The sequence below is a fragment of the Janthinobacterium lividum genome (assembly GCF_034424625.1).
GTDB lineage: Bacteria > Pseudomonadota > Gammaproteobacteria > Burkholderiales > Burkholderiaceae_D > Janthinobacterium > Janthinobacterium lividum.
The window spans coordinates 2,522,699-2,541,182 of record NZ_CP139976.1; the positions used below are offsets into that span (position 1 = coordinate 2,522,699).

General features: G+C 63.8%; 14 protein-coding genes. 2 read left to right on the forward strand and 12 right to left on the reverse strand.

Annotated elements, in window-relative coordinates:
* Positions 1–131 precede the first annotated feature (131 nt).
* Positions 132–935, forward strand: a complete 804-nt coding sequence (locus U0004_RS11485) for an SDR family NAD(P)-dependent oxidoreductase (protein WP_070259294.1) — start codon at positions 132–134, stop codon at positions 933–935.
* 18 nt (positions 936–953) lie between these two features.
* Here the strand turns inward: U0004_RS11485 and U0004_RS11490 are convergent, their stop codons facing one another.
* The 12 genes from U0004_RS11490 to U0004_RS11545 form a co-directional block, all read right to left on the reverse strand.
* Entirely contained in the window at positions 954–1,946 is a 993-nt protein-coding gene (locus tag U0004_RS11490; RefSeq protein WP_070259191.1) for an AraC family transcriptional regulator, read from the reverse strand.
* A gap of 49 nt (positions 1,947–1,995) precedes the next feature.
* Positions 1,996–3,282 (reverse strand): O-acetylhomoserine aminocarboxypropyltransferase/cysteine synthase family protein, encoded by a 1,287-nt coding sequence (locus U0004_RS11495; RefSeq protein WP_070259189.1) that lies wholly within the window; start codon positions 3,280–3,282, stop codon positions 1,996–1,998.
* Between the two features lie 94 nt (positions 3,283–3,376).
* Positions 3,377–4,288, reverse strand: coding sequence for a carbohydrate kinase family protein (locus U0004_RS11500; RefSeq protein WP_070259187.1), 912 nt, complete (start codon positions 4,286–4,288; stop codon positions 3,377–3,379).
* Complete coding sequence (locus U0004_RS11505) at positions 4,285–5,964, reverse strand: alpha-amylase family glycosyl hydrolase (protein WP_231958576.1); 1,680 nt, start codon at positions 5,962–5,964, stop codon at positions 4,285–4,287. Before U0004_RS11505 ends, U0004_RS11500 begins: the two co-directional genes overlap by 4 nt.
* Positions 5,922–6,812 (reverse strand): maltose ABC transporter permease MalG, encoded by an 891-nt coding sequence (malG, locus tag U0004_RS11510; RefSeq protein WP_070259183.1) that lies wholly within the window; start codon positions 6,810–6,812, stop codon positions 5,922–5,924. The genes U0004_RS11505 and malG overlap by 43 nt, the downstream gene beginning before the upstream one ends.
* Before the next feature lie 10 nt (positions 6,813–6,822).
* The gene (gene malF / locus U0004_RS11515) at positions 6,823–8,334 is read right to left on the reverse strand and encodes a maltose ABC transporter permease MalF (protein ID WP_071653731.1); all 1,512 of its coding nucleotides are present in this window, start codon (positions 8,332–8,334) and stop codon (positions 6,823–6,825) included.
* Positions 8,335–8,474: 140 nt separating this feature from the next.
* Positions 8,475–9,695, reverse strand: coding sequence for a maltose/maltodextrin ABC transporter substrate-binding protein MalE (malE, locus tag U0004_RS11520; protein WP_070259175.1), 1,221 nt, complete (start codon positions 9,693–9,695; stop codon positions 8,475–8,477).
* Between the two features lie 98 nt (positions 9,696–9,793).
* Positions 9,794–10,879: an ABC transporter ATP-binding protein gene (locus tag U0004_RS11525; protein ID WP_070259173.1), complete on the reverse strand. Its 1,086-nt coding sequence runs from the start codon at positions 10,877–10,879 to the stop codon at positions 9,794–9,796.
* A gap of 222 nt (positions 10,880–11,101) precedes the next feature.
* On the reverse strand, positions 11,102–12,739 hold the full coding sequence (locus U0004_RS11530; RefSeq protein ID WP_070259169.1) for an alpha-amylase family glycosyl hydrolase: 1,638 nt from the start codon (positions 12,737–12,739) through the stop codon (positions 11,102–11,104).
* 319 nt (positions 12,740–13,058) lie between these two features.
* Complete coding sequence (locus U0004_RS11535; RefSeq protein WP_070259168.1) at positions 13,059–14,072, reverse strand: substrate-binding domain-containing protein; 1,014 nt, start codon at positions 14,070–14,072, stop codon at positions 13,059–13,061.
* A 312-nt stretch (positions 14,073–14,384) separates the two neighbouring features.
* Positions 14,385–15,602: a maltoporin gene (locus U0004_RS11540; protein ID WP_034783044.1), complete on the reverse strand. Its 1,218-nt coding sequence runs from the start codon at positions 15,600–15,602 to the stop codon at positions 14,385–14,387.
* A gap of 238 nt (positions 15,603–15,840) precedes the next feature.
* A complete protein-coding gene (locus U0004_RS11545) occupies positions 15,841–17,406 on the reverse strand; it encodes an MFS transporter (RefSeq protein WP_115057455.1) in 1,566 nt (521 codons plus the stop codon).
* 115 nt (positions 17,407–17,521) lie between these two features.
* Here U0004_RS11545 and U0004_RS11550 point away from each other — a divergent pair, with 115 nt between their 5' ends.
* Complete coding sequence (locus tag U0004_RS11550; protein ID WP_052140180.1) at positions 17,522–18,448, forward strand: LysR family transcriptional regulator; 927 nt, start codon at positions 17,522–17,524, stop codon at positions 18,446–18,448.
* The last annotated feature ends 36 nt before the right edge of the window (positions 18,449–18,484 follow it).

The following is an 18,484-nucleotide window of genomic DNA, read 5'->3' on the forward strand; positions in this document are numbered from 1 at the left end:
GACATCATACATGATGTTCGTCATGCTTCAACACATTAAACATGATGACCGTCATATTTAATGTGTTGAAGCATGATGGCTGTCATGTTTGATGGCGCCAGTCCACCCCCTATACTGAAGAAGGAATGATCATGAATGCAGTTACCACCCAAGGCACGGCCCTCGTCACCGGCGCATCGTCGGGCCTGGGCGCCGTGTATGCGGACCGCCTGGCCAGCCGTGGCTTCGATTTGATCCTGGTGGCGCGCCGGGTCGAACGCCTGGGCGTGCTGGCCAAGTCGCTGGCGGAAAAGTATGGCGTGTCCGTGCGCGCCATGGCGGCGGACCTGTCCGCACCGGCCGACCTGCAGCGCGTGGCCGATGAACTGGCCAGCAATCCGGCCATTACCATGCTGGTCAATAATGCGGGCGCCTCGACCCTGGCGCCCGTCGTCGATACGCCGAAAGCGGGCATCGCCACCATGGACAAGGTCAACGTGACGGCCGTGGCGGAGTTGAGCTACGCCGTGCTGCCGCAGTTCAAGCTGCGCAACAGCGGCACCATCATCAATATCGGCTCCGTGCTGTCCTTCCACATCTTGCCCGTCAGCACGATCTACAGCGCCACCAAGGGCTATGTGATGAATTTCACGCGCGGCTTGCAGCAGGAGCTGGCCGGCACGGGCATTACGGTGCAGCTGGTGCTGCCCGCATCGACGGCGACGGAAATCTGGGAATTGAGCGGCGTGCCGTTGGCGCAGCTGGACCAGGCCACCATCATGCGCGCGGAAGACTGTGTCGATGCGGCGCTGGCGGGCCTGGATCAGGGCGAACTGGTGACCTTGCCTTCCGTCGAAGACCAGGCCTTGTGGGAGCAGTTTGACTCTGCCCGTCTGGCCCTGTTCGCAGGCGCGATGCGCGGCAAGCCGGCATCGCGTTATGGTATCGCGGGCTGATACACGCGAAAGAGGAAGCTACAGGGGCCGCACGGGGATGCAGATGTCGCAGGAGAATTCGCCGGTGGCCGGGTCCAGCGCCGTGGCCGCGGAAAAGCGCTCGAAGCACGGGCGCTCATCCCACTGCAGGCCGCTGGCCGGCAGCCATTCGCGCGTCATGCGCGTCCATGTTTCGGCAATGGCGCTGGATGGTCCCTTGAATTGCGCCACCGCATAGCGCCCGCCCGGCAGGGTGGTGATGCTGGCCCGGCCGCCCGACTGGAACGCATCGGGCACGGTGACGCAGGCGTCGTAGCGGCATTTGTCTGGCGGCGTGATGCTGGGATCGTCATGGCCGATGCCGTAGCACGTCGCGTCGCCCAGGCCGTGCGACTGCATCCATGGCGCGACGGTGTCGCGCCAGAAGGCGCCGATGGCGGGACCGTAGGGGCCGATATGGCGCTGGCACGCCACCGTGGCGGGCGGCAGGTCGAGGATGGTGACTTGCATGGGACTCTCTCTGTGAAGTGGATTGGAGTGCCCATGGTGCTGGAAGTTCGGCCCGTTTTCCTGACCAGGATTGCGCATGGCCTGATCCGGATTGCTAGCTTGCCGGCGCAGGCGCATGGCTGCGAGCATGGCAGCGTTTTTTGCGGCGATGCCGGCGCGCCAGGCCGTTGGCGTGCAGCCGAATTTCAGCTTGAAGGCGCGCGCAAACGCTTCGCCGGAACCGAAGCCCGTCGCCAGCGCGATGTCCAGTATCGTTTCGTCGGGACGGCAGGCCAGCCGCAGGGCGGCCGTTTCCAGGCGCCGGCGGCGCGCATAGTCGCCCAGCGTCTCGCCCATCCAGGCGGCGAATACGCGGTGAAAGTGGAAACGTGAAAAATGCGCGACGTCGGCCAGCTGGGCCAGGTCCAGCGGCGTGTCGAGGTGGCGGTCGATATGGTCAAGCACGGCATTCATGCGCCGCGCGTATTCGGCGCGGAAATGGCCGGATGCCGGCTGTTCAGGGGGAGTAGGAGGGGAAGACATGCCGCCGATTATGGCATGAAGTCCCCTCCGGGCGGCGTGGAAAAGAGGCTTACGCCGCGTTCAAGGCTTGCTCCAGGTCTTCGCGCAAGTCGTCGATATGCTCGATGCCGACGGACAGGCGCAGCATGTCTTCCGACACGCCTGCCTTCGCCAGTTCTTCGGGATTGAGCTGGCGGTGCGTGGTGGAGGCAGGGTGCGTGGCCAGCGACTTGGCGTCGCCGATGTTGACCAGGCGCGTGAACAGTTGCAGGGCGTCGAGCACGCGGGCGCCGGCCGCGCGTGGATCCTCACCAGCCGCCAGTTTCAGGCCGAACGATAAAATGCCCGAGGCGCGGCCATTCATGTATTTCTTCACCAGCGCGTGGTCCGGGTGGTCTTCCAGGCCCGCGTAATTGACCCATGCGACTTTCGGATGCTGTTTCAGGTGCCTGGCCAGAGCCAGCGTGTTGTCGCAGATGCGGTCCATGCGCAGGGCCAGCGTCTCGATGCCCTGGATCAGCTGGAAGGCGGAGAGTGGCGAGATGGCCGCGCCCATATTGCGCAGAGGGACGACCCTGGCGCGGCCGATGAAGGCGGCCGGGCCGAAGGCTTCCGTGTAGACGACGCCGTGATACGACACGTCCGGTTCGTTCAGGCGCTTGAAGCGTTCTTTGTGCTCGGCCCACGGGAACTTGCCGCTGTCGACGATGGCGCCGCCCACGGTGGTGCCGTGGCCGCCCAGGTATTTGGTCAGCGAGTGCACGACGATATCGGCGCCATGCTCGATGGGACGGAACAGATAGGGACTCGGCACCGTGTTATCGACGATCAGCGGGATGCCGTGCGCATGCGCGATCTCGGCCAGTTTCGCTACATCGGTGACATTGCCCAGCGGGTTGCCGATCGATTCGCAGAAGATGGCCTTGGTGCGCGCGTCGATCAGAGCGGCAAACGTCTCGGGCTGGCGCGCGTCGGCGAAGCGCACTTCGATGCCGATCTGCGGCAGGGTGTGGGCAAACAGGTTGTAGGTGCCGCCATACAGCTGGCTGGCGGAGATGAAATTGTCGCCCGCTTCGGCGATGGTCTGGATCGCATAGGTGATCGCCGCCATGCCCGACGCCACGGCCAGCGCGGCCACGCCGCCTTCCAGCGCCGCGACCCGTTTTTCCAGCACGTCCTGCGTGGGGTTCATGATGCGCGTGTAGATATTGCCGGCGACCTTGAGGTCGAACAGGTCGGCGCCATGCTGGGCATTGTCGAAGGCGTAGGCCACCGTCTGGTAAATGGGGACGGCGGCGGCCTTGGTGGTCGGGTCGGGGGTGTAGCCGGCGTGCACGGCCAGGGTTTCGATTCTCATGTGGTCTCCGGTTGCTATGGTATGCGGTGGTGAAATCCGCAGCCATTGTGCCATGCGTCCGTTAACTGGTTGCTACGCTTGATAGAATATTAATTCATAAGCTAGTGCTGTCTTGATATAAGTCATGCAGCTCTGCCAGCCCGATGAACCGTTCATGCGTGCCGTTCTGCGCGCAGGCAAATGCGCCGCCGATGGCGCCGCGGCGCATGGCGTCGTCCAGGCCCGCGCCGCCCAGCCAGGCATGCAGGAAGGCCGCCACGAACGAGTCGCCGGCGCCGTTCGTGTCTACCACGGGCAGTTTCAAGCCTGCCGTCGGCGTGTGACGCACGGTCTCGCCGCCCCGTTCCAGCAGGTAGGCGCCGTCCGCTCCGGCCATGGCGATGACGGCCTGTGCGCGGCCTTCCGAGATAATGGCGCGCATGACGGACTCCGTACGCTCGCCCAGCGCGGCCGTGCTGAGGAAGACCAGGTCGGCGCGCAGCGCAAAGACCTTGTGGTGCGGGTTGACGCCATCCCAGTCGTGCAAATCCGTCGACACCGTGGTGCCGCACACTTGCGCATCGTCAAACAGCTCGGCCACCCAGCCCATGATGGAAAAGTGCGCATGGCGCGCCGGGCCCAGGTAGGGAAGATAAAAAGCGGCCGGCATGCGCACGTCTTCCGGATGGCGTCCGTCGTACAGCGACAGCCGGCACCCTTGCGGGTCGACCAGGTTGACGCTGCGCCGCGTGCCCGAGGGTTCGACAAGGTGTGAAAAATCGAGCCGGGCTTCCTTGTAGCGCTGCAGGATGGCCGCGCCCTGCGCATCGTCGCCGATGAAGTCGATGAACTTGCAGCGCAAGCCCAGCGCGTGGCAGCCCAGTGCCACGCCGTTGCCCGTGTGCGCCACGTAGTCGCGGATGGGCGGCACGTGCAGCGAATCGGCGACGGGCAATTGCAGGTCGGGGACGCGCACGATCGTGTCGATGCCGGCGCCGCCGACCACTAAAATGTCATAGGTACTCATGGTGCAGCTTTCTCCAGCAGGACGGTGCCGCCCGCGTTCACCGCGACGGTGCCGTTTTTTACGATATAGGTTTGATTCGTGTAAGCGTCGCGCAGACTGGTGCCGTCGGCGAACACGCCGTGCACTTTCAGTTCGAGCGGGCCTTGCGCCTCGGGTACGGCGATGACGGCGTCGCCATCCGTCACGCGGGCGAATGCGTACGGCTTGTCGTCGATGAAGCGGTGTTCGCCGCGCGCCAGGGCAGGGTGGCGCAGCCGGAACTGGCCCAGCTTGCGCGCATGCGCCAGGGTGGGCGCATCCAGCGCAGACCAGTTCATGCTTGACCGCGTGGCCTGCTGTTCGTCGCCGACGGGCGCCGCGCCAGGCTGGCGCGCGCTTTCATCGCCATAGAACAGCTGCACGCCGCCCGGCGCCAGCAGCAGGGCGGACAAGCCATGTTTCAGCCGGTCGCGCGGGAACAGGCTGGTGTCGTGCGACGAGATATACGACAGGATGTCGTAGCGGGGGCCCGGGCCCTTGCCCAGCAAGCCCGCGTACTGGCGGTAGACGCCATCGATGCTTTTCCAGTCGCCGCCAGCGCGGCTTTGAAAGTCGAAATTGATCATCGAATCGAAACCGGCGTCATGCCAGCTGCTGCGCTCGGGGCCGTGGCCCCACGCTTCGCCCGTCATCCAGAACGGCGCGTCATCGATCTTTTGCTGCGGATGGCGGGTTTTCCAATCCTTGAGGGCATCGGTGGCTGCCGCGCGCAGGGCCAGCCAGCTGGTCGGCTCCACGTGCTTGACGGTGTCGGCCCTGAAGCCGTCGACGCCGAATTCGCGCACCCAGTCGGCCAGCCAGTTGACAAGGTAAGTGCGGACAGTCGCATCGGGCAGGGCCACGGCGCGCGTGTCGGCCTTGCGCTGCAAAATCGGCGGCAAGCCCACGCCCTTGCCGCTCTCCGTGCGGAAGTCGGGCAGGTAGGCCAGCTGCATGGTGAAATCATCCTTGCCGCCGTCGGCGTAGCCGGGCAAGCCGGCGCGCACCCAGTCCGGGCCCCACCACTGCTTGAATTCGAAGTTGTTATAGTCGATGAAGCTGTGATAGTCGCGCAGCACGGCCTGCTCATGGCCGGGCCACAGGACCGGCACCTTGTATTCGGACAGGGTGCGCAAGTCCGCGTAGCCGGGATGGTTCAGCACCACGTCGAACAGCACGCGGATGCCTTGCGCATGGGCCGTGTCTATCATCTCGCGCAGTTCCTCGCGCGTGCCCATGTTGGCATCCATGGTCGTGAAGTCGAGCGCCCAGTAGCCGTGGTAGGCGTAGTGCTGGAACTGCTGCTTGCCGCCCACCACCCAGCCGTGGATCTGTTCGTACGGCGCCGTGATCCACAGGGCGTTGACGCCCAGGTCGCGGAAGTAGCCGGCTTTGAGCTGCTGCGTAATGCCGGCGATGTCGCCGCCGTGAAAGCTGCCCACATCGCCGCCTTGCGGGTCGGCGGCGCGGCCATAACTGTGGTCGTTTCCAGGATTGCCGTTGGCGAAGCGGTCCGTCACGGCGAAGTAGACGATGGGGTTGTCCGCAAAGCTCCCTGCCTGCGCCGAAGCGCTGAGTAACAGGGCGGCCAGCGTAGTCAGGGCGCGGCGCATGGTCAGCCCTTCACGCCGCCAGCCGTCAGGCCGGAGATCATCCATTTTTGCGCCAGCAGGAATACGGCCGTGATGGGCAGGCCGGACAAAATGGCTGCCGCGGCGAAGTCGCCCCACAGGTATTTTTGCTCGTACAGGAACAGTTTCGAGCCGACGGCCAGGGTCAGGTTGTTCTGTTCATGCAGCAACACGGAGGCGATCGGGTATTCGATGATGGCGCCGATGAACGACAGCAGGAATACCACCATCAGGATCGGCACCGTCATCGGCAGCAGCACGTAGATGAATGCCTGCCATTGCGTGGCGCCGTCGACCTTGGCCGCTTCCTCGATCTCGATGGGGATGGTTTGATAGTAGCCCTTGATGGTCCAGATATGCAGGGCGATGCCGCCCGTGTAGGCCAGCACCAGGCTGCCGTGGTGGTCGATGCCCAGCCACGGCACGTAGCTGCCCAGCACATCGAAAATGGCGTAGATGGCCACCAGGGCCAGCACGGCGGGGAACATCTGCAGCAGCATCAGCGCGGACAGGGTTTGCGACTTGAAGCGGAACTGCATGCGCGCGAACGCATACGCGCAGGTGGTCGACAGCAGCACGGTGACGGTGGCGCTCATGCTGGCCACCTTGATGGAATTCCACAGCCACAGCAGCACGGGGAAATCAGGCTCGACCAGGGTGCCGTTGGGCGCCTGGTAAGACATGCCCAGCGCCAGGCGCCAGTGCTCGAAGCTGATCTCGGGCGGTATCAGGCTGCCCGAGGCGAAATTGCCAGGGCGCAAAGAGATCGACAAGATCATCAGGAAGGGGAACATCACCAGCGCGATCAGCGCGATCACGGCGACGTGGGCCGCCAGGATGCGCCAGCGGTTGGAACGGTCGACAACGATAGCCATATGCTGTCCTTTATGCTTTGTTCATGCGCGTCAGGCGCATGTTGACCAGCGAAATCGCGGCCACGAGGAAGAAGATCAGGGTCGAGATGGCGGCGGCCAGGCCAAAGTTCTGGCCGGAATCCTCGAACGCGATGCGATAGGTGTAGGACACGAGCAAGTCCGTCGTGCCGGCCGGTAACGTCGTGTCGAGGAAATCGGGGCGCCCGCCCGTCAGCAAGCTGATCAGCACGAAATTATTGAAGTTAAAACCCAGGCTGGCCACCATCAGCGGCGTCAGCGGTTTGATGATCAACGGCAGCGTGATCTTGAAGAAATTCGTCAGCGGTCCCGCGCCGGCCAGGGCCGACGCTTCGTACAGGTCCGACGGGATCGCCTTGATCAAGCCCATGCACACCACCATCATGTAGGGGTAGCCGAGCCAGGTGTTGACGATCAAAATCATGGCCTTGGCCAGCGTGGTGTCCGAGAACCAGGCGGGCTTGATACCGAACAGGGCGTCGAGCACGAGGTTGATTTCGCCGAAGTTATTGTTGAACAAGCCCTTGAAGACCAGGATGGAGATAAAACCCGGCACGGCGTACGGCAGGAACAGCAGGGTGCGGTACAGGCCGCGGAAGCGCAGCGCATCCCAGTTCAGCAGTACGGCCAGCACCATGCCCAGGCCCGTCGTCGTGGCCACGCTGATCAGGGCGAAAACGATGGTCCACACGAAAATGCGCAGGAAGGGGCCGCGGAACGCTTCATCGGAGAAGATTTTGACGAAGTTGGCGAAGCCGACATTGACCTTGAAGCCCGGTTCCAGCTTGGTACCGTCCGGCATTTCATAAAAGCCCGTCTTGAAGTTCGGTGTCACGAGCTCGCCCGTGGCGATTTTCTTCAGGGTCTTGTCGGGCAGTTGTTTGTAGACATGCGCGACAGGGCCGAATTCGCGCAAGCCCACCATGCGCAGCTCGATCTTGTTCGGCATGACCAGGGTGAGCAGCTTCAAGTCCTTTTGCAGGGCGATGATGTCCTTGATGGGCAGCGGCGGGGCCAGCACGGGCGCCTGCACGGGATCCAGCGGCGCCACTTCCACGTTCAGGGGGACGGCGCGCTTGAGGGCCAGCGGCTGCGTCAAGAGCACTTCGCCCGTGTCCGGGCTTTCCAGGCGCAGGCGGTATTCCTTGTTGTCGGCATGCACGGTCATGGCATAGCCGGCGCTTTCCACGCGCTGCGTCTCGTCGAGCAGGTATTGCGTGGCCCGCTCATACGTGAGCAGGTTGCGCGAACTGAAATTGGTAAAGCCGATCGACACCGTGTACACCATCGGCAGCAGCACGAAGACGATGACCGCCGTAATGCCGGGAAACAGATAGCGGTAGGCATAGGCGCGCGGCGACGTGAAGACAAACGTCGTCAGGGTCAGCAAGCCGAGGAAAACGGCGGCCAGCATGGTCTGGCCGGAAATGTACAACATGAAGAGCAGATACAGACCCAGCGCCATGCTGATGGTCAATACCGTAGGGCCGATAAACTTGCGCACGATGGATACCTGTGAAGATGGAGTGATACGAGATGGCGTAGGTCGGATTAGCGGCTATGCCGCGTAATCCGACAACATTGTTGGCTGCTGGTGTCGGATTACGGCCCTTCGGGCCTAATCCGACCTACGCCTTGACCTGCTTAATTGGCGGTCGTAATCCGCTTCGCCGCCGCATCCAGGCCATCCTTGGTCGTCTGGCGGCCTTGCGTGATGTTTTCCAGCGCCGATTGCATCGACGACCAGAAGCGGCCCATTTCCGGGTTGTTCGGCATCGGACGGCCCGCTTGCGCGCTTTCCATCGTCGCCTGGATGTTCGGATTGGCTTTCAATTCCGCGAACAGCACCTTGTTCGCTGGCGTGCCCAGCGGGACGTCGGCGTTGATGGTTTTCAGGCCATTGATCTGCAGCATCTGGTTTTCCAGGAATTCCGTGGCCAGGTCCTTGTTCGGGCTAGCCTTGGAAATCATCGCGCCCAGCACGCCCACGAACGGGGTGGCCGTCTTGCCTGCCACGGTAGGGATCGTTGCCACGCCAAAGTTGATCTTCGATTTGCGCGCATTGTCCCACGACCATGGGCCGTTGATCATCATGGCGATCTTGCCCTGATTGAAACCGGCTTCCATTTCCGCGTAGCCCGCGCCCTTCGGCATGGCGCCGCTGTTGATCAGGGTCATCAGCGCATTCACGCCAGCCTGCGAACCGGCATTGTTCACGCCCGTCTTGGCTGCATCGTAGCGGCCGTCGGCCTTGACTTCAAACGGGAAGCCGCCGCCCGCGCCCAGCAAAGGCCACGTGAAATAGGTGTTCGTGTAATCCCACAGGATGGCTTTCTTGCCCTGCGCGGACAATTTCTTGTCCAGCGCGGCGATTTCTTCGAAGGTTTTTGGTGGCGTCGGCACCAGGTCCTTGTTGTAGACGAGGGCGACGGCTTCGATGGAGATCGGGTAGCCCCAGGTCTTGCCGCCCACCGTGAAGGCGTTCCAGGCCAGCGGCAGGATGGCGGCGCGGGCTTCCTTGCTTGGCGTCAATGGTTGCAGCAAGCCGGCGTCGATCCAGGTGCCGATGCGGTCATGCGGCCAGATCCAGATGTCCGGACCCTTGCCGGCGGCCGCCGCTTGCTGGAATTTGTTCGGTGCATCTTCCGGATGCTCGACGACGACCTTGACGCCCGTCTTCTTGGTGAATTCCTCGCCGACCTTTGCCAGGCCCTTGTAGCCCTTGTCGCCATTGATCCAGATCAAGAGAGTGCCTGCTTCGGCCGCGTTCGCCATGCTGACGGCGGCCAGGTTGCCGATGCCGGCCAGGGCGGCGGCGATCAGGGTGGTTTTGATGAAGCTGCGTTTCGCGTGTGTGAAGGACATGTCAATCTCCAGTGTCTTTTTTTATGTTAAGTATCAAGGCTGAGACGATACAACCAGGCCAGGCGGCGCCTGTAGCGCCTGGCCCTTTAAATTCGGAATCAGGTACGGGTCTGGCCATGCTCGTCGAACACGTGGACGCGGGCGGGCGCCACTTGCAGCGCCACGGATTGGCCAATGGCCCAGTCCGTTTCCGCATCGGCGCGCACCACCAGCGGCTCGTCGCCGCCAGGTACCTGCACATACAGATAGCTGATGTCGCCCAGTTTTTCCACCGCCTGCACGGTGGCCGTGATGGCGGCAGTGGCGCCGGGCGCGCACGCTTGCACGTGTTCGGGACGCGCGCCGACGGTGACGGGGGTGCCGCTGGCCAGCGGCTGCGTCAGGACGGCCTGCAGCATGCCGCCCGCGTTGGTGGCGATGGTGGCCACGCCATCGGCATAGCTGTGGATCTTGCCTTTGAGGAAGTTCATGCGGGGCGAACCGAGGAAGCCGGCCACGAACAGGTTGGCGGGATGGTGGTACAGCTCCAGCGGCGCGCCCACCTGTTCGATGCGGCCCGCGTTGAGCACGACGATGCGGTCGGCCAGGGTCATCGCTTCGACCTGGTCATGCGTGACGTAAATCATGGTTGAGCGCAATTCGCGGTGCAAGTTCGCCAGTTCGATGCGCATCTGCACGCGCAGCGAAGCGTCGAGGTTGGACAGCGGTTCGTCGAACAGGAAGACGTCGGGCTTGCGCACGATGGCGCGGCCGATGGCCACGCGCTGGCGCTGGCCGCCCGACAAGTCCTTCGGTTTGCGTTCCAGCAAAGGTTCGATGCGCAGGATCTGCGCGGCGCGTTGCACGGCGTCGGCGATCTGCACCTTGCTCATGCCGGCCAGCTTCAGGCCAAACGCCATGTTCTGCGCCACGCTCATGTGCGGGTACAAGGCGTAGCTCTGGAACACCATGGCGATGCCGCGCTTGGCGGGCGGCACGTCGTTCATGCGGGTCTTGCCGATGAATAAATCGCCGCCGCTGATCTCTTCCAGGCCGCAAATACTGCGCAGCAAGGTGGATTTGCCACAACCCGACGGGCCCACGAACACCATGAATTCGCCATCGGCGATCTCCAGGTCGATGCCGTGCAGGGTTTGCACGTCGCCATATGCCTTCTTCAGGCCTGTTAACTTCAGTCCAGCCATGTCTGTCGTCCTCAATCTCACTGAATGTGCCTGGCCAAATCTACTGCGCGTCGAGATTTGCGGCTGGCGATGCTCACTGTGCCTTCGCACAGCTGCGCTTCTCTGCCACAACTCTCATCCGCTCGCTACGATTTTGCCAGGCACTGATACGCTGTTATTTGGCCCCGCTGATGCGCGGGGCTCGTTATTGTAATTGGCGGCATGGCCGCCAAAGCCTGCGATTTACGCCAGGGTGCCGAACCAGCCGCCATGCGGGGGCAGGCTGAGCTGTTGGCCATCTTTGCTACCTGGCAAGCCGTGACCGGCCAGGTCGGCCGCTGGCGCCGCGTCCGGCCAGGCGAAGGTGACCGCTTGCGTGCCCAGGTTGAAGGCGGCCAGGACGGACGGTTGACCAGGCAAGTCGCGGCGCAGGGCCAGCACGGGTTCCGGCGCATCGAAGAAGACGATGTCGCCGCGCAGCAATTGCGGCAGGGTGCGGCGCCAGGCGAGGATGTTCTGCGCAAACTGCAAGGGTGAAGCGGAATCGTTTTCTTCGACATCCACCGCGCGCGCCAGATGCTCGGGCGGCACGGGCAGCCAAGGTTTTGCCGTGCTGAAGCCGCCATGCGGCGCCTCGGCCACCCACGGCATCGGCGTGCGGCAGCCATCGCGGCCCTTGAACTGGGGCCAGAACGGGATGCCGTACGGGTCTTGCAGCGCCTCGAAAGGAATGTCCGCTTCCGTCAGGGCCAGCTCGTCGCCCTGGTACAGGCAAGGCGTGCCTTTCAGCGCGGCCTGCACGGCCAGCACCACCTTGGCCAGCGATGGCGACGGGTTTTCGCCACCCCAGCGCGTCATGACGCGCACGCTGTCGTGGTTGCCCACGGACCAGGAAGCCCAGCCGTCGGCCACTTGCGCCTCGAATTCTTCCACCTGGGTGCGGATGTGCGCGGCCGAAAATTCCGCCGTCAGCAAGTTGAAACTGTAGGCCATGTGCAGCTTGTCGGCGCCCGTGTAGGCAGCCATGGTGGCCAGCGCATTGTCGTCGCCCACTTCGCCGATGGAAATGGCTTGATATTCGTCAAGTATGGCGCGCACGCGCTGCAAATAGGCGATGTTTTCCGGCTGCGTCTTGTCGTACACGTGCGCCTGCATGCCGTACGGGTTGATGGCCGACACGCTGCTCGCATCGCGCTGCACGGCGGGCGGATTGTCGCGCAGCAGCTGGTCGTGATACGGGAAGTTGCAGGAGTCGAAACGGAAGCCATCGACGCCGCGCTCGAGCCAGAAACGCAGGTTGTCCAGCTGGGCCTGCTGCACGGCTGGATTGTGGAAATTCAGGTCGGGCTGGCTGGCGAGGAAATCGTGCAGGTAATACTGGCCGCGGCGCGGCTCCCATTGCCAGGCGGAACCGCCGAACACGGACAGCCAGTTGTTCGGCGCCGTGCCGTCCGGCTTCTGGTCGGCCCACACATACCAGTCGGCCTTGGCATTGTCGCGGCTGGAGCGGCTCTCCACGAACCACGGGTGGTTGTCGGACGAGTGCGACAGCACCTGGTCGATCATCACTTTCAAGCCCAGTTCATGGGCGCGCGCCACCAGGCGGTCGAAATCGGCCAGAGTGCCAAACATGGGATCGACGTCGCAGAAGTCGGCTACGTCGTAGCCGAAATCCTTCATCGGCGACGTGAAGAAGGGCGAGATCCACACGATGTCGGCGCCCAGGGCGGCGATGTAATCGAGCTTGGAGGTGATGCCAGGCAAGTCGCCGATGCCGTCGCCATTGCTGTCGAGGAAGCTGCGTGGATAAACCTGGTAGATGACGGCGCTGCGCCACCAGTCGGCGGGCAGGTGGGCGAGATTGTTCTGGATGGTCGGCATGAATGATTTCTTAAAAGTTGCCTGTAGCCTTGGCTATCAGGGCGGCGCTGCTGGTTGGTAGGCGAACGTCTTATTTTAAAATTCAAAGCGCTTTGGGTATGAAATGAGTATAGTTCAAAGCGCTTTGAAAAGTAAAGCGATACACGCGCCAGACATACGATTTTTTTATGAGGGTGATTCAGGAAGGCAAAGCAGAGCGGAAGAGGGAGTTCTACGAAACCCCAAGCGGAGGCTGGGGTCGGACCCTGAGGGGGAATGCGTCCCAATGGGATGCATTCCAATGCAGTGACCGACCCCAGTAGTTTGCTCTAGGGGTAAATCATGCGTGTATTACGGGCCCTGCCGACTCGCCCGGCAGCAGTTCGCACGGCCACAGTTCCTGCAGGTCGGTGACGGGCGTGCCATCCATCAGGGCCAGCAGCATGTGGATCATCTTCGCGCCAGCGCCGCGCGGGTCGGGCTGGACGACGGTGGTGACGTTGTGGCCGGCCAGGGAATCCTCCATCACGCCCCAGACGATCAGCGACATTTCGCTGCCGATGGCGATGCCCGCGTCGAGCAGGGCGCGCACGGCGCCCACGCCCGACATGTGATTGTCGACGATGACGGCCGTGGGGCGGGGCGAGCGGGCCAGCAGGCGCTGCATGGCCTGGTAGCCGGCGCGGCGGTCGTGCGCATTGTCGACCAGGTTGTCCGGGTCGACGGCCAGGCCGCCCGCTTGCATGGCGTGCTGGAAACTCTCGACGCGCTGGCGCACGAAGTTCAGGTCCGGCGTGGCGCTGATCAGGCCGATGCGCTGATGGCCCAGCTGCGCCAGGCGCTCGACGGCCAGGCGCATGCCCGCCTCGTTGTCGTAGTCGAACCACGCGTGCGGCTGGTTCAGCTGGGTGCGGCCATGGGCGACGAACGGCATGCCCTGCTGCGCCAGGTAGGCGATGCGCTCGTCGAACGGTTTCGTGCGTCCGACGATCAGGCCATCGATGCGGCGGCCCTTGACCATGCGTTCATAGGTGTGGAATTCGTTGCCGGCCGAGGCGGGCGCGATCATCATGTCCATCTGCTGGGCTTCCAGCGCTTCCGACATGCCGCCCACGATTTCGATGAACATGGGGTCGGCCAGATCGTTCGGCATCAGCGGGTAGATGATGCCGACGATATTCGTGCGTCCCACGGCCAGGCTGCGCGCCATGGGATTGGGACGGTAGCCGGCCGCCTGCGCGGCGGCCAGCACCCGCTCGCGCGTGCGTTCGCTCACTTCCGGATAGCCATTCAAGGCGCGGCTGACGGTGGTTTCGGATATTCCTAGCGTTTTGGCGAGATTTTTGAGGTTCATGGATGCTGCAGTTGGGGTCTATCCAGGGTGGGTCGGGAGCGATGCGGTGCGATGACGGGTAGTTTATCTGATAAATGCCGGAATGATCAGGGGTATGACAAGCGGCGGCAGCGCCCAAAAAAATACGCGGGCAAACCCAGGGGCGCCCGCGCTAAAAGAGGATACTGCTGAATCACTACATTGAAGCTGCCGGCCATCGCGTGCAGCGGCGAAATGGTGGATCCGGATATTACTTGCCCCTGGATAAGCGGGCGGTGTTGCTGCCACCGGCAAGCGTCCGGGGACGCTTGCCAACGTTCTAGCGGCCTGCGATTACCACCAGGATTCCACTTGGAAACCGACGGAGCTGCCGTTGGTCTTGCCACCGAACACGCCCGTCGACGACAGCGCCGATTCCGCGGCGGCGGCCGACTGGGCTGCCTTGTTCCATTTGGCATAGGTGTAGAAGGCGCGCAGCACGGGACGCGACCAGAAGCTGTTGCCGGCCGACAGTTGCGGCGCGAACGTCAGCTTGGTCAGGTTGCGGCTTTCGCCGCCTTCCGGCTTGACGATGTCGTGGCCCAGTTCCACGGCCAGGCTGTAGTTGTCCGTGAAGTGGTAGACGGGGCGCGCGCCGATCGATGTCCACTTGCTGCTCACGCCTGCCGTTTCCTTGTCTTCATAGACGAAGGTGCCCATGCCCGACCAGGCGCCTTTGGGCTGGATCATGATCTGTTCCGTCAGACGCACGACCTTGTCATCCTTGCCGGCGCCCAGGCTGAAGCCGCCCGTGTTGGCGGCGCTGCCCTTACCGTACTGCAATGCCACCTTGTTGAAGCCGCCCAGCAGATTGCCTTGCGTATGCATGATGGTCAGCAGGTGGCCGCTGGCGATGGGGGCCGCGCCTTGCGCATTGCGTTTCTGGTTGAATTGCAGGCCCAAGGTCAGTTCGCCATCGGGATTGACCTTGATGCCGGAGAAGCGCAGGTCGTGGGACAGGCCCATGCGCTTGCTGTCGCCGTCATCGGCCGTGCGCACGACGGCGTAGGCCAGCTTGGCGGCGCCCAGGTCGATGTTTTCCAGGCCGGCGCCAGGGCCGCTGTTATTCCAGAAGTAGTAATCGGTGATGTGCACGTCCTGGCGGTCGTAGTAGCGCTTGCCGACCCAGGCGCGCGCTTCGGCGAAGGCGCCCGTGCCGATCTTGTCGGCGACCACGTTCATTTCGCGCCACGATGGGTCCGATTGCTCCCAATCCTGGTTCTGATTGACGGAAAACGCCACCAGGGTATTGATGCGGAAGGTGGTGCCGTTGGCTGCCTTGAAGGCTTCGCCGCCGAATTTCAGTTCGCCGTAGGTTTCGCACTCATTGCCCAGACGATACTTGGACGAGGCGCCGGCCAGGCCGAAACACGCTTCCTTGCCGCCTTCGCTGCTGGTGCCGAAGCCCGAGCGGATATAGCCGCCGAAGTCGATCGGCAGGGCGGCCTGGGCCGACGCACTCAAGGCCATCAGCACTGCCGCTGGCAACGCTTTCAAGAAAAATTTGTTCATTGTGTCTCCAGTGTTTTTATAGGTGTGGGATCGGCGCGCATCAATTTGCACAACCAAAGCGCTTTAACTATGTTTCAAAGCGCTTTGAGTATAGTTCAAAGCGCTTTGATAAGTAAACTCGTTTTGTTCTTGAAAACTTTTGAGGTGTTGCAGAGAAACATCAAAGGCGGGCGGCGGCGCGTGGGCGCCGCCGGGTATGGCGGGACAGGGGATGGTTGCCGCGGGAAAGCCGGGCGACTTAGTTTGGCGCCTTGCAGGTGGGCAGGGCGGCCGTGTCCGTGGCCGCTGTGGCCGGATGGCGCAAAAAGGCGAGGATCAGCAGGGCCGATGCCGTGGTGATGCTGGCCAGCACATACAGCAAGTGGTGGAAGGCCGTGCCATACACTTGCGCCAGCTCGGCGGCGGGAGCGTGTGGCAGCAGGGTGCTCGCATGGCGCAGCTCGCCCAGCGCCAGGAAGGGGCCGGCATGCGCCGCCTGCTCCGCGCCGATGCCGGCAATGCCGGCGCCGCCCAGCGCCGCGACGGTGAGCGTACCCAGCAGCGCGCTGACGATGGCCAGCGCCAGGCCTTCGCCCGCCACGCGCGTCGTATTGAAGATGCCGGCCGCCATGCCGGCCCGCTCGACGGGCACGACGCTGATGGCCAGACCATCCATCAAGCCCCAGGGCAGGCTGATGCCGCAGCCGATCAGCAGTAGCGGCCCCAGCAATGTGGCGGGCGACTGGCCCGGCGCGCAGGTGGAGAGCCACAGCAAGCCGCCCGCCGCCAGCAGCAGGCCGCTGGCGCAGATGTGGGCGGCGGCGAGGCGTTGCGCCGCCATGCCGGCCAGGACCGGCAGCACCAGCATGGGTGCCGACAGGGCGATCATCATGCGTCCCGCTTCCAGCGCGCTGTAGCCTTCGATGCCGATGAAGCGGGCCGGCAGCAGTACCAGCAGTACGACAAAGGAAAACGCGGGCGCTGCCGCCAGCAGTTGTACGCCAGCAAAAGCAGGCAGGCGGAACAGGGTCAAGTCCAGCATGGGCCGCGCCGCGCGCCGCTCCACGCGGATGAATGCGCCCAGCAGCACGGCCGCGCCACCGAGCAGCCCCAGGCTGGCATCACTGCCCCAGCCGCTGTCGGGCGCCTGCAGCAAGCCATACGTAAACAGTGACAATGCGCCGGTAAACGTCAGGGCGCCGGGCCAATCGACGCCCTGCGCCTGCGGATCGCGCGATTCGCGCATGGCGCGCGCGGCGGCCAGCAGGGCGGCCAGGCCGGCCGCGGCAGTGGCGACAAAAATGGTGCGCCAGCCCGTGTGGGTGATCAAGGTGCCTGCCAGAAAGGGGCCGAAGGCCAGGCCCGCGCCGAAAGCCGTGCCGATCAGGCTGAAGGCGCGCGCGCGGGCGGGGCCGTCGAATTCCTGCGCCAGGGCCGCCAGTCCGCCCGACAGGGCCATGGCGCAGCCCAGGCCCTGCACGGCGCGCAGCACGTCGAGCAGGGCAATGGACGGCGCCGCCGCCAGCGCCAGCGCGGCGGCGGAAAACACGCCCATGCCCAGCAAGAACACGCGCTTGCGGCCATAGCGGTCGGCCAGCGCGCCGGCCACCATCAGGCAGCCGCCAAAGCTGAGCATGAAGGCATTCGTGATCCACGCCAGCGCCAGCGGCGAGCCGTGCAGCTCGGCGGCGATGGCGGGGATGGCGATGGCCGGTCCCGTAAAACTGAGCGGCATGCATAGCGCGGCCAGGCAGACGGCGGCCAGCACCAGCGTGCGCCGTGCAGTCGCTTGGTCCGGGGTTTGCGCGGGAAGATTCGTATCCATGGGAATGATTCCAGAAAGAGGGAATCCGATGATAATATGGGCGTAATCAATGAAAAAGTGGCTGAAAATCCACTCATAACGGACAAATATTCCCTAATCGAGATGGCGAGATGGCATGGATAATCTGAATGGCATTGCCGCCTTCGTGCGCGCGGCGGAAACGCGCAGTTATGTGGCGGCCGGGCGGCTGCTCGGCGTGTCGGCCTCGGCCGTGGGCAAGAGCGTGGCGCGGCTGGAAGAAAAGCTGGGTGTGCGCCTGCTCAACCGCAGCACGCGGCGCATCAGCCTGAGCAACGAGGGGGCGCTGTTTTACGAACGCTGCCAGCGCATCCTGGCCGACCTCGGTGATGCCGAGGCGGAACTGTCGCACCTGGCCGAGGCGCCGCGCGGCAAGCTGCGCGTCAGCCTGCCCGTGATCGGCTACCGCATCATCCTGCCCCTGCTGGCCGAGTTTACGCGGCGGTACCCGGAGATCGAGCTCGACCTCGATTTCAACGACCGCCTGGTCGACGTGGTAGCCGAAGGCGTCGACGTGGCCGTGCGCAGCGGCACCTTGACGGATTCGCGGCTGATGGCGCGCGAGCTGGGGCCGTTTGCCTTCGCCATCGTGGGCTCGCCCGCGTATTTCGCCCGCCATGGCGTGCCGGCCACGCCGCGCGCGCTGGAAGGGCACGCTTGCGTGCGCTATAAATTCCCCACCACAGGGAAACTGCAGGAATGGGCGCTGCAGCGGGCCGACGGCGACAGCGGCGGCGAGTTGCGCTTGCCGACTGCCTTGACCTGCAACAATATCGAGGCCTTGATCGGCGCCGCCACGCAGGGCGTGGGCCTGGCTTACCTGCCTGACTTTATCGTGCGCGACGCCATCGCGCGCGGCGAACTGCAAGCCGTGCTGGCCGATTGCCTGCTGTACTCGAGCAAGTTCTGGGTGCTGTGGCCGTCGAGCCGTCACCTGTCACCTAAAATCCGCGTCTTTGTTGACCATTTGTGTACCCACCTGCATTTTTCTCCGCCCCCTCCCGACCCTGCATCATCCCTTTGATGGCCCTGGCCGCCGCGCTGGCGGCTGCTTGGGGAA

Bases quoted from the DNA above. Each gene is read 5' to 3' on its own strand.
- U0004_RS11490 (WP_070259191.1), bottom strand. From the start codon at position 1,946: ATGTCTTCCCCTCCTACTCCCCCTGAACAGCCGGCATCCGGCCATTTC.
- malG (WP_070259183.1), bottom strand. From the start codon at position 6,812: ATGGCTATCGTTGTCGACCGTTCCAACCGCTGGCGCATCCTGGCGGCC.
- U0004_RS11540 (WP_034783044.1), bottom strand. From the start codon at position 15,602: ATGAACAAATTTTTCTTGAAAGCGTTGCCAGCGGCAGTGCTGATGGCC.
- U0004_RS11530 (WP_070259169.1), bottom strand. From the start codon at position 12,739: ATGCCGACCATCCAGAACAATCTCGCCCACCTGCCCGCCGACTGGTGG.
- malE (WP_070259175.1), bottom strand. From the start codon at position 9,695: ATGTCCTTCACACACGCGAAACGCAGCTTCATCAAAACCACCCTGATC.
- U0004_RS11545 (WP_115057455.1), bottom strand. From the start codon at position 17,406: ATGGATACGAATCTTCCCGCGCAAACCCCGGACCAAGCGACTGCACGG.
- U0004_RS11550 (WP_052140180.1), top strand. From the start codon at position 17,522: ATGGATAATCTGAATGGCATTGCCGCCTTCGTGCGCGCGGCGGAAACG.
- U0004_RS11505 (WP_231958576.1), bottom strand. From the start codon at position 5,964: ATGGATGATCTCCGGCCTGACGGCTGGCGGCGTGAAGGGCTGACCATG.
- U0004_RS11500 (WP_070259187.1), bottom strand. From the start codon at position 4,288: ATGAGTACCTATGACATTTTAGTGGTCGGCGGCGCCGGCATCGACACG.
- U0004_RS11485 (WP_070259294.1), top strand. From the start codon at position 132: ATGAATGCAGTTACCACCCAAGGCACGGCCCTCGTCACCGGCGCATCG.
- U0004_RS11495 (WP_070259189.1), bottom strand. From the start codon at position 3,282: ATGAGAATCGAAACCCTGGCCGTGCACGCCGGCTACACCCCCGACCCG.
- U0004_RS11535 (WP_070259168.1), bottom strand. From the start codon at position 14,072: ATGAACCTCAAAAATCTCGCCAAAACGCTAGGAATATCCGAAACCACC.
- U0004_RS11525 (WP_070259173.1), bottom strand. From the start codon at position 10,879: ATGGCTGGACTGAAGTTAACAGGCCTGAAGAAGGCATATGGCGACGTG.